10 protein-coding genes (1 of these 10 running past the window's edge) are annotated in these 11,469 nt (G+C 59.0%); 1 reads left to right on the top strand and 9 read right to left on the bottom strand.

The features are described from left to right. The 9 genes from msrQ to mrcB all read right to left on the bottom strand — a co-directional run. Positions 1-591, bottom strand: the 5' portion of a protein-coding gene (gene msrQ, locus CRN80_RS13890; protein WP_056785095.1) for a protein-methionine-sulfoxide reductase heme-binding subunit MsrQ. The gene continues 30 nt to the left of window position 1, outside the view; only the first 591 of its 621 coding nucleotides appear in the window; the start codon lies at positions 589-591; its stop codon lies off the left edge, out of view. Beyond that, positions 591-1,604 (bottom strand): protein-methionine-sulfoxide reductase catalytic subunit MsrP, encoded by a 1,014-nt coding sequence (msrP, locus tag CRN80_RS13885; protein WP_098950362.1) that lies wholly within the window; start codon positions 1,602-1,604, stop codon positions 591-593. Before msrP ends, msrQ begins: the two co-directional genes overlap by 1 nt. A 63-nt stretch (positions 1,605-1,667) precedes the next feature. Continuing rightward, positions 1,668-2,525: a CDP-diacylglycerol--serine O-phosphatidyltransferase gene (gene pssA, locus CRN80_RS13880; RefSeq protein WP_032895300.1), complete on the bottom strand. Its 858-nt coding sequence runs from the start codon at positions 2,523-2,525 to the stop codon at positions 1,668-1,670. A 145-nt stretch (positions 2,526-2,670) separates the two neighbouring features. Beyond that, positions 2,671-3,687 (bottom strand): ketol-acid reductoisomerase, encoded by a 1,017-nt coding sequence (ilvC, locus tag CRN80_RS13875; protein ID WP_003194132.1) that lies wholly within the window; start codon positions 3,685-3,687, stop codon positions 2,671-2,673. Positions 3,688-3,733: 46 nt separating this feature from the next. After that, complete coding sequence (ilvN, locus tag CRN80_RS13870) at positions 3,734-4,225, bottom strand: acetolactate synthase small subunit (protein WP_003176102.1); 492 nt, start codon at positions 4,223-4,225, stop codon at positions 3,734-3,736. A gap of 2 nt (positions 4,226-4,227) precedes the next feature. After that, on the bottom strand, positions 4,228-5,952 hold the full coding sequence (locus CRN80_RS13865) for an acetolactate synthase 3 large subunit (protein ID WP_003194133.1): 1,725 nt from the start codon (positions 5,950-5,952) through the stop codon (positions 4,228-4,230). Between the two features lie 431 nt (positions 5,953-6,383). Continuing rightward, complete coding sequence (locus tag CRN80_RS13860) at positions 6,384-6,713, bottom strand: YqcC family protein (protein WP_098950361.1); 330 nt, start codon at positions 6,711-6,713, stop codon at positions 6,384-6,386. Beyond that, a complete protein-coding gene (locus tag CRN80_RS13855) occupies positions 6,713-7,447 on the bottom strand; it encodes a M48 family metallopeptidase (RefSeq protein ID WP_069558114.1) in 735 nt (244 codons plus the stop codon). Before CRN80_RS13855 ends, CRN80_RS13860 begins: the two co-directional genes overlap by 1 nt. A gap of 16 nt (positions 7,448-7,463) precedes the next feature. Further along, complete coding sequence (mrcB, locus tag CRN80_RS13850) at positions 7,464-9,788, bottom strand: penicillin-binding protein 1B (protein WP_098950360.1); 2,325 nt, start codon at positions 9,786-9,788, stop codon at positions 7,464-7,466. A 118-nt stretch (positions 9,789-9,906) separates the two neighbouring features. On the opposite strand from mrcB, the gene CRN80_RS13845 reads away from it, so the two are divergent. Continuing rightward, a complete protein-coding gene (locus CRN80_RS13845; RefSeq protein ID WP_098950359.1) occupies positions 9,907-11,463 on the top strand; it encodes a bifunctional aminoglycoside phosphotransferase/ATP-binding protein in 1,557 nt (518 codons plus the stop codon). Positions 11,464-11,469: the final 6 nt, after the last annotated feature.

The raw sequence follows: 11,469 nt of genomic DNA, 5'->3' as shown, positions 1-11,469 counted from the left end.
AGCAATAAGGCGAGGGATCCGGCGCATTACTGGGGGCACCCGCAGCAATAGAAGCAGCGCACCTATAGAAGCGTAGATAGCCCACTCCTTCAGATCCGCTCGCACTATCCATAACATGTGCAGCAAACCGAGCCCAAGAATCACATAGACCAAGCGGTGCAGCTTCTTCCAGCGGCTCCCCAACCGGCGCTGGCTGTAGCGGTTCGATGTGACGGCCAGCATCAGGAGAGCAACAAACCCCAGCGCACCCACAATGATGTAGGGCCGCTTGCTCAACTCTACACCGAGCTGCGACCAATCCAGCCCCAGGACAAACACGCAATAGGCCGCCAGGTGCAGCACGACATAAGCAAAGCACCACAGCCCCAACTGTCGACGCACCGCTATCCACCCCGCCCAACCGCTCAACTTCTGCAGCGGCGTCATGGCAAGTGTGATCAGCAATAGAATCAACGTGCCCAAACCCAGGCGATCAACCAGCACCTTGCCAGGGTCAGGCCCTAGCGCAGAACTCCACGCCTCATACAACCAGAGCAATGGCCACACTGCGGCGGCTACAAACACGCCGATGCGCCAGATGGGATAGCGCATCAGTAGTTCTTCCGCAGATCGAGACCGGTATATAAAGAAGCGACCTCATCTGAATAGCCATTGAACATCTGCGTCTCGCGCACATTCGGACTAAACAGGCCGCTCGGCAGACGGCGCTCACGCGCCTGGGTCCAGCGTGGATGATCGACCGTAGGGTTCACATTCGCATAAAACCCATACTCATCAGCCGCAATACTCTGCCAGGTGGTTTTCGGCTGCTCACTGACCAGACTGATCCGCACGATGGACTTCACACTCTTGAAGCCATACTTCCACGGCACCACCAGGCGCAACGGCGCGCCGTTCTGGTTAGGCAACTCCCGCCCATACATACCCACAGCAAGGATCGCCAGCGGATTCATCGCCTCATCCAGGCGCAGCCCTTCTACATAAGGCCAGTCGATCAAGCCGAAACTTGAGCGTTGCCCAAGCATGCTCTTGGGATCCTGAAGGGTTTCAAAACGGATGTACTTGGCTTTAGAGGTAGGCTCGACCTGCTTGAGCAACGCCGAGATGGGAAAGCCTATCCACGGAATCACCATGGACCATGCCTCGACACAGCGCAGACGGTAGATGCGCTCTTCCAGCTCATAGGGTTTCATGAAGTCCTCCAGGGCATAGCGCCCAGGCTTTGCGACTTCACCATCTATCACCACGCTCCAGGGCTGCGTCTTGAGCGAGCCCGCATTCGTCGCCGGGTCGCCCTTGCCTGTCCCGAACTCATAGAAGTTGTTGTAGTGGGTGGCGTCCTTGAAAGGCGTGATGGCCTCATCTTTGACCGTTACGGCCTGCCACTTCGTATTCGGAAGTTTTCCCGTAAACCAGTCGGGCGCCTTCCCCGGCTCGACGTCGGCATAACGCGAAGCATCACCCGCACTGGCCCAACGCGGCAAGCTGCTGGCGGCAATACCGGCAAGCGCACCGCCGAGCAGGCTGCGGCGAGAGAGGTAGAAGGATTCAGGCGTGACATCCGATTCGTGACAATCGGACGCTTTGGGTAATTTGATTAACATGGTAACTCCGCAGCGTTGGAGAACTGATGCACCAATAGACTGCGGAGTATGGGGGAAATTACATTAAGGCAATGTTTTGTCCCGACGCAGACGCAACAAGTACTGAATCGGACCCGAAGCGGCATAGGCCAGGAACGCCAGCAGCAAAATACGCGGCGGATCACTGAACACCACCGCAAACACCAGCACCACCACAAGGATGGCCACGAAAGGCACGCGCCCCTTGAGGTCGAACTCCTTGAAGCTGTTGTACTTGATGTTGCTGACCATCAGCATGCCGGCCGCCGCCACCATCAGGGCAACCAGGAACGACATCTTCGACCCCTGAATCCCGTAGTCGCTGAACGCCCAGACAATCCCCGCGACAACACCCGCCGCTGCCGGGCTGGCAAGGCCGATGAAGTAGCGTTTGTCGGCAGTCCCCACCTGGGTGTTGAAGCGTGCCAGGCGCAAAGCGGCGCCCGCGACATAGATGAAGGCAACCATCCAGCCGACCTTGCCCATGTCACCCAACGCCCAGGCAAACGCCAGCAGTGCGGGAGCGACACCAAAGGCAACCATGTCCGACAGCGAGTCGTACTCGGCGCCGAAGGCACTTTGGGTATTGGTCATACGCGCCACACGCCCGTCCAGGCCGTCGAGCACCATGGCCACGAAGATTGCGATCGCGGCAAAACCGAAGTATTTGCTGGCACTCGCCGCATCACCCGCCGCCAGCGCACTCTGGGCACTCATGGAGTTGATGATGGAGTAGAAGCCGGCAAACAGATTCGCCGTGGTGAACAGGTTAGGCAGCAGATAGATGCCACGATGCCGGACCTTGCGGCCTTCGGCGTCATGCCCTTCTTCGACATGTTCATCGATCGGCAGCATGCTTTCGGCGTCGGAAGCCTGGTTTGGCTCTTCGGGACGTTCGCTCATGGACTTTACCTTGCAACGGTGTGAAAAAAATTCGACAGATACTTGCAGCGAGTGTTCGCCTGCAAACGATGCAGCTTTATACCAGAACCGGCCCTCCAAACGAAAAAACGCGGCCTAAGCCGCGTTTTCCCTTGATGCGTTCGACTTAGTTCTTGGCTTTGTCGACGATCTTGTTGGCACCGATCCACGGCATCATGGAGCGCAGTTGCTCGCCGATAACTTCGATACCGTGAGCGGCGTTGTTACGGCGCTTGGCGGTCATCGAAGGGTAGCCGGTAGCGCCTTCGCTGATGAACATTTTGGCGTATTCGCCGTCCTGAATACGTTTCAGGGCGTTGCGCATGGCCTGGCGAGACTCGGCGTTGATTACTTCAGGGCCAGTCACGTACTCGCCGTATTCGGCGTTGTTGGAGATCGAGTAGTTCATGTTGGCGATGCCGCCTTCGTACATGAGGTCAACGATCAGCTTCAGTTCGTGCAGGCATTCGAAGTAGGCCATTTCCGGCGCGTAGCCAGCTTCAACCAGGGTTTCGAAACCAGCTTTTACCAGCTCAACGGTACCACCGCACAGAACGGCTTGTTCGCCGAACAGGTCGGTTTCGGTCTCGTCCTTGAAAGTGGTTTCGATGATGCCGGTACGACCGCCACCTACGCCAGCAGCGTAGGACAGTGCAACGTTCTTGGCATTGCCCGACGCGTCCTGGTAGATCGCGATCAGGTCAGGGATACCGCCGCCTTTGACGAACTCGGAACGCACGGTGTGGCCCGGTGCTTTCGGCGCGATCATGATCACGTCGAGGTCAGCGCGTGGCACAACCTGGTTGTAGTGAATCGCGAAGCCGTGGGAGAAGGCCAGGGTGGCGCCCTTCTTGATGTTCGGCTCGATTTCGTTCTTGTACAGCGAGGACTGGAACTCGTCCGGGGTCAGGATCATGACCAGGTCGGCAGCCGCAACAGCAGAAGCAACGTCAGTCACTTTCAGGCCATGAGCTTCAGCCTTGGCAACAGTGGCCGAGCCTTTACGCAGGCCAACAGTCACGTCAACGCCGGAATCTTTCAGGTTGCACGCTTGGGCGTGGCCCTGGGAACCGTAGCCGATGATGGCGACTTTCTTGCCCTGGATGATCGACAGGTCACAATCTTTATCGTAATAAACTTTCATGAGGTTCCTCTATATATCCAGGCCGTAAGGCCATTCGCTAATTGGGTTAGATGCTGAGTACTTTGTCGCCACGGGCAATCCCGGTGACACCACTGCGTACGGTTTCCAGAATCGAGGCCGTCCCGATCGACTGGATGAAGCTGTCCAGTTTGTCGCTGGTACCGGTCAGTTGAACGGTATAAACGCTGGCGCTCACATCGACGATCTGCCCGCGATAAATATCGGTAGTGCGTTTGATCTCGGCACGTTGGGCACCCGTGGCCTTGACCTTGACCAGCATCAGTTCGCGCTCGATGTGAGCGCTTTCCGACAAGTCGACCAGCTTGACCACTTCGATCAGCTTGTTGAGGTTCTTGGTGATCTGCTCGATCACCTCATCGTGGCCCACGGTGGTCAACGTCAGGCGCGACAGGGTCGGGTCTTCGGTTGGGGCCACGGTCAGGCTTTCGATGTTGTAGTTGCGTTGCGAAAACAGGCCGACAACACGAGACAGAGCGCCGGGTTCGTTCTCCAGAAGCAGGGAGATAATATGCCGCATGATTAAGTACGCTCCGTCTTGTTCAGCCACATGTCGCGCATAGAGCCGTCTTTGATCTGCATCGGGTAGACGTGCTCGCTGGTATCCACCTGAATATCGATGAACACCAGGCGGTCCTTCATGGCGAACGCCTCTTCCATTTTCGGCTTCAGATCTTTCAGATCGTTGATGCGAATGCCGACGTGGCCATAGGCTTCAACCAATTTGACGAAGTCTGGCAACGATTCCATGTAGGAATGGGAGTGACGGCTACCGTAGCTCATGTCCTGCCACTGACGAACCATGCCCAGTACGCCGTTGTTCAAGCAGACGATCTTCACCGGAAGGCCGTACTGCAGGCACGTCGACAGTTCCTGGATGTTCATCTGGATGCTGCCTTCGCCCGTCACACAGGCAACGTCGGCATCCGGGAAGCTCAGCTTCACACCCATGGCCGCAGGGAAACCAAAGCCCATCGTGCCCAGGCCACCGGAGTTGATCCAGCGGTTAGGCTTGTCGAACTTGTAGTACTGCGCCGCGAACATCTGGTGCTGGCCTACGTCGGAGGTCACAAAGGCGTCGCCCTTGGTCACTTCGCACAGGGTTTCGATTACGGTTTGCGGCTTGATGATGCTGCCGTCGCCCTTGTCATAAGGGAACAGGCCGCGATCACCGCGCCATTCGTCGATCTGCTTCCACCAGCTGGCAACGGATTCCTTGTTCGGCGTTTCGCCGATGTCCTTGAGCGCAGCGACCATTTCGGTCAACACGCTTTCAACAGGACCCACGATTGGCACATCGGCCTTGATGGTCTTGGAGATGGACGCCGGGTCGATGTCGATGTGGATGATCTTGGCATTCGGGCAGAACTTGCTCGCACCGTTGATCACCCGGTCATCGAACCGTGCGCCCACGGCCAGGATCACATCGGCGTGGTGCATGGTGAGGTTGGCGGTGTAGCTGCCGTGCATACCGAGCATGCCGACGAACTGACGGTCCGAACCCGGGAATGCGCCGAGGCCCATCAGGGTGTTGGTCACCGGCAGGTTGAGCAACTTGGCCAGTTCGGTCAACGGAGCGGAACCGCCGCCCAGAATCACGCCACCGCCGGAGTACAGCACCGGGCGCTTGGCCGCCAGGAGCATTTCTGCTGCCTTGCGGATTTGCCCCGAGTGCCCACGCACGGCCGGGCTGTAGGAACGCAGCTTGGCTTTTTTCGGGAAGACGTATTCGAACTTCTCGGCCGGGTTGGTCATGTCTTTCGGGATATCGACCACCACCGGGCCCGGGCGACCGGACTGAGCGAGGTAGAACGCCTTTTTCATGACATCCGGGATTTCCGAGGGATGCTTGATCATGAAGCTGTGTTTCACGATCGGCCGGGAAATACCGATCATGTCGGTTTCCTGGAATGCATCGGTACCGACCATGGTGCTAGGCACCTGGCCAGAGATGATTACCATCGGAATGGAGTCCATATAGGCAGTCGCGATGCCGGTAATGGCATTGGTTGCGCCTGGGCCAGACGTTACCAGTACCACGCCGGCTTTACCGGTGGCACGGGCGTAACCGTCAGCCATATGGGTCGCGGCCTGTTCGTGGCGAACCAGGATGTGGGTAACAGCCGGTTCCTTGAACAGTGCGTCGTAGACATGCAGCAGAGCACCACCTGGGTACCCGTAGATATAGTCGACGCCTTCGTCACGCAAAAAGCGGACGAGCATCTCACCGCCAGATAAAAGCTCCACGTTGTTCACCTCTAAAACGCCAGAATACCGTCCGTTAAAAACCGACGGGTCTTAATAGGTTTACTTCTCAACAGAGCATGAGCGACGGTGGTCGCCGACTACGTCAGCACTGACTGAGCAAGTATTGGGATCGTCCCAAGTGTTGCGGGCTTTTCCCACCCAGCGCGAGGTAACGCGTTGCGGGTGTTACAGGTCGGCGCGGATGTGCGCCTCATGATCTGCTGAGCGGGCCTGCTTCTGGCAGTCCCGATACAGCGGACTTTGGATTCTTCTGTTTCACGCCCTTCAAGTCAAGCAATAATTGCGCTTTTTTCCAACTAAGCGCATGAGAACGTAGAAGAAAGGGCTTTGAGGAGGGATAAAACTCGCCTGAATGTCGTCAAGCGGTAGAAATGTGCGCAAGACTGCCGGAAAAACCGGCAGTCAGGCAATTAACGAGCGTCGACGATCAATTGATCGAACTTTTTCAGCGCGTTACGCAAGCCGAGGCTCTCCCGCGGTCGGTCGGCGTAGACCATCTCGGCCATTTCCAGGATCCCTGACGCACTCGGCAAGGGCAGGTCCTGTTCAAGGATCTGCTTCATACGTGAGAGGAAGATCCATTGCAGCCACTGGTGGAAGTCTAGGGTATCGACGGAAAAGGGCTCGGCACTGCTGAGGGCTTCAACACTGGGGGAGACTTCATCCCACCAGCCCTGCACGCGCAGTTCGCGCTCGATCAGCAATAACTGCTCGGCAATCGCGGGGAAACGTGCATCCATCAGAGGCTGACCTTGGCTTTTTGCCGCGCCTGGGCTGCACCGGCTGCATCCCCTTGGGCGGCACGTGCATCACCGATCAAGGCCCACAGGCTGGCTTGCAGGTCTGGACGGCCATTGGCCAGGCTCAGGCCGCGACGAGCGAACTGCTCCGCCTGGGGCGCATCGCCCTGGGCCATGCGCACCTGGGCCAGGCGATAGAGCACTTGCGGCTCACGCGGCGCCACGCGCTGGGCACGTTCAAGGCTCGACGAGGCGCCATTCAAATCGCCACCCGCCTGCTGCTGCTGAGCGGTGGTGAGCAACGCCAGCACCGGGCCATCGAGTTGTTCGTCTGCCGACAACCCGCCCGTATTGGACGATGACGGAATACCGCTCGGCGTCGAAGGCATGTTGTAGGTGCCTTGGTTGACCGGCGCGGTTTGAATCGGCGTGGAGTTCACCGGCCCGGAAGTGCTCGGGCCAGGGGTCCATGGCTCGGCACTGATAGGCGCCGAGGTTGCAGCCCCACTGCCGGGCACCATCACCACGACGCCGGAATCCTGGGGAATTGCCTGGGTTGCAGCTTGGGCAGGCCGTTTGACCACGGTCTGACGGAAGCCGCCATTGGCCGAAATGCGGTCGTTATTGGAGACGGACGTGCTTGAGTCCACCACAGGGATAGAGCCGCGCTGCACGCTGGAGCAACCGCCGAGCAAAGCCAGAGCCGTAATTGCTGGAATCCACAACTTGTTCACTTGAAACCCTCTTTGCTTAATTCATCCAGCCCTTGACCCAATCCATCACCGAATCCGCGTCAGCAGGGGCACTGACACCGCACGCAGGGCCGGGTGGTGGTTCGCTGCCGCGAATATACGGCATCTGCACCGCGCCCGGACAGTTGGCATCGGAGCCTTGGCCGGTGTGCGGATCAATCCAGGCCTGCACGATATTGTCCGGCTGCGGCATGTTGAGCGGCAACGGGTCAGCCTTGCGCATGAAACTGGTCCATACCTGCAACGCGCCGGTCGCACCGGTGAACGGCGTCTTGCCGTTATCGTCGCGCCCCAGCCACACCACGGCCAGTACATCCTGGCCGAACCCTGCGAACCAGCTGTCGCGGGAGTCGTTACTGGTACCGGTCTTGCCCGCCAGGGTCAGGTTCGACGGCAGCACGCTGTAGACCGAACGCCCCGTACCCTCACGCATCACGCGCTGCATGGCGTTCTGGATCAGGTAAATGGAGCCCGCATCGAAGCGCTGCTGAATCTGGAACGGGTAGCGCTTGAGCGGCTCGCCATCGGCGGTCAGCACACTGCGAATACCGCGCATCGGCGTATTGAAGCCACCATTGGCCAGGGTCTGGTACATGGTGGTCACTTCCATCGGCGTCATGGCCGCAGCGCCCAAAAGCATGGATGGGAATGCAGGGAACTCACGCTCCACCCCCAGTCGCGCTATGGTTTTCAGGACATTTGGCACACCGACCTCAAGCCCCAGGCGCGAGGTCGAGATGTTGTAGGAATGCGCCAACCCTTGATACAGGAACACCGTGCCATGGGAGCGGCGGTCGAAGTTCTTGGGGGTCCACACTTGGCCATCCGCACCTTTGACCGACAGCGGGTCATCGGACAGCCAACTGGTTAGCGTGTACTTGCTGGGTTTTTCCAGTGCAGTGAGGTAAACCGCGGGCTTGACCAGCGAGCCAATCGGCCGCACGGCATCCAGTGCGCGGTTGAAACCGGCGAAACTGGCCTGGCGGCTGCCGATCATGGCCTGGACTTCGCCGGTTTCCGGATTGGTCACGACCATGGCGGCTTCGACTTCATCCGAACCTTTACGGCCGGTCAGGCGCTTGAAGGTGTCGTTGACCGACGCTTCGGCCTTCATCTGCAGGATGGGGTCGAAGCTGGTGAAGATCCGCAGGCCCTCTTCGGTCAAGTCTTCGTCGCGGTAGTCTTCGCGCAGTTGGCGCTTGACCAAATCGATAAAGCCAGGGAATGAGCTATCCGCCAGCTTGCCGCGAGTGGTCACACCCAGTGGCATTTTCTTCGCAGCGGCCACCTGTTCAGCGGTGGCGACGCCCTGCTGTTCCAGCACATCGAGCACCAGGTTGCGACGTTCAAGCGCACGCTCCGGGTTGCGGCGCGGGTTGTAATAGGACGGCCCCTTCACCATCCCCACCAGCAACGCGACCTGATGCAACTTCAACTCGGACAACGGCTGCCCGAAGAAGAACTGGCTGGCCAGGCCGAAACCGTGCACGGCGCGCTGGCCATCCTGCCCGACGAATACCTCGTTGAGGTAGGCCTCGAGGATTTCCTGCTTGCTGTAATGCAGCTCCAGCAACATCGCCATCATGGCTTCGGTGAGTTTACGGGTGAGGCTGCGTTCGTTGGTCAGGTAGAAGTTCTTGACCAACTGCTGCGTCAACGTACTGCCGCCCTGGGTCATCTTGCCGCCGGAGGTGTTGACCCAGATAGCGCGGGCGATCGACTTCGGCGAGACACCCCAGTGGCTATAGAAATCGCGGTCTTCGACAGCGACCAGGGTTTCCAGCAGGTACGGCGGCACCTGATCGAGCTTGATCAGGATGCGATCTTCAAGGTTTTTCGGGTAAATACCGCCGATCAGCAACGGTTCAAGACGCACCACCGGCAGCTTGGAGCCATTGAGCGACGACAGCTCAGCCACATAGTCGCCAGAGAAACGCACGCGCACCGGCTGGGCTTTTTCCAGGCCTTCGTAGAACTGGAAACCACGGGTGTTCAGGTCGACGGTATTACCGCTGACCGCCGCAGCGCCGGGGCCATTGCTCACAGGTTCGCGGCGGTAGCCCAGCGCGTCGAGTTCGGTGAGGAAATCTTCCTTGCTGAGCTTCTGGCCAGAGAACAGTTCCAGCGGGCGTGCATACACCTTGGCCGGAATGGTCCAGCGCTTGCCGGAGAATTTTTCCTGCACCACGGCATCGAGGTACACCGCAAGGCCGGCGACCGCCACAAGGCCCACCAGGCCAAGCTTGATCACCCAGCCCAGCCAAGGGCGCGGGCCGCGGGAAGGAGGTTTTTTACGGGAACGGGGAGATCGGGTTCGAGTCATGGCGGCGGATTATACGCACTTTATTGATGATCAACATGAGCCGGACAGCGGTTTGCACGACTGGCATCAGCAGCCATAATGCCCCCCATGATTTTCCCCAGACTTTGAAGGATCGCCCGTGAGCCAGACCCTGATCGCTGCCCTGCAAAACCCGGCCTTGTACCCTCATCCGGTTGACGCGTTTCAAGTCATCGAGACCCATATTTCCTGGGTGATACTGACGGGCCCCTATGCATATAAGCTGAAGAAACCGATGAACTTCGGCTTCCTGGACTTCACCAATCTGGACGACCGCGGGCATTTCTGCCGCGAGGAACTGCGCCTCAACCAGCGCCTGACCGAAGATTTGTATCTTGAAGTGTTGCCGATTACCGGCACTGCCGAGGCGCCGCAACTGGGTGGCGACGGCCCGGCCATCGAGTACGCGCTGAAAATGCGTCAGTTCCCGCAAAGCCAGATGCTCAGCACCCTGCAAGCCAATGGCGAACTGACCAGCGCGCACATCGATGAGATGGCCAAGCAGATTGCGCAGTTCCACCTCAGTGCCCCCAAAGTCCCGCAAGATCACCCGGCCGGCACGCCGCAGGAAGTAATGGCGCCGGTACGCCAGAACTTTGACCAGATCCGCCCGTTCCTCAGCGACAAGGCCGACCTGACGCAACTGGAGGCTCTGCAAGCCTGGGCCGAAAGCAGCTTCGAACGCCTCAAGCCTCTGCTTTCCCAGCGCAAGCTAGAGGGCTATACCCGTGAATGCCACGGCGATATCCACCTGGGCAACGCCACCCTGATCGATGGCCGCGTGGTGATCTTCGACTGCATCGAGTTCAACGAGCCTTTCCGCTTTACCGACGTGTACGCCGACACCGCCTTTTTGGCCATGGACCTGGAAGATCGCGGCCTCAAATGCCTGGCACGGCGTTTTATCAGCCAGTATCTGGAACTGACCGGTGACTACCAGGGCCTGGAACTGCTGAACTTCTATAAAGCCTACCGTGCGCTGGTGCGCGCCAAGGTTGCGCTGTTCAGCATGCCGAGCGAAGCCAACCCGGTACAACGCGCTACCACCCTGCGCCAATACCGCAACTACGCCAACCTGGCGGAAAGCTACAGCACCATTCCCTCGCGCTTCCTGGCAATTACCCATGGTGTGTCAGCCGTGGGCAAGAGCCACGTGGCCATGCGCCTGGTCGAAGCCCTGGGCGCGGTACGCCTGCGTTCGGATGTAGAGCGCAAGCGCCTGTTTGGCGAACAGCAGGTAGAGAACACCCTGCAGGCCGGCATCTACAATCAGGATGCCAGCGCTGCCACCTACGCACGCCTGAATGAGATTGCCGAGACGGTGCTGCGCGCCGGCTACCCGGTGGTGCTGGATGCCACGTTCCTGAAACGCGCACAACGTGACGCCGCTGCCCAGGTTGCCGAAGCCACTGGGGCGCCGTTCCTGATCCTGGACTGCAACGCCCCGCAAGCCGTTATCACCAGTTGGTTGGCACAACGCCAGGCGGATAAAAACGATCCTTCCGACGCCACGCTGGCCGTTATCGAAGAGCAACAAGCCAGTCGTGACCCGCTGACCGCCGAGGAGTTGTTGTTGAGCAAGCGTGTGGAGACCAATGAAAGCGGGACGCTCGACGCCTTGGTCGGGCATATCCGCCAGCGCCTGCCGGGCCTGTAAGAAATA

It is taken from the genome of Pseudomonas sp. FDAARGOS_380, assembly GCF_002591235.1.
Classification (GTDB): Bacteria; Pseudomonadota; Gammaproteobacteria; order Pseudomonadales; family Pseudomonadaceae; genus Aquipseudomonas; species Aquipseudomonas salmasensis.
This window is presented reverse-complemented; position numbering and strand designations above follow the sequence as displayed.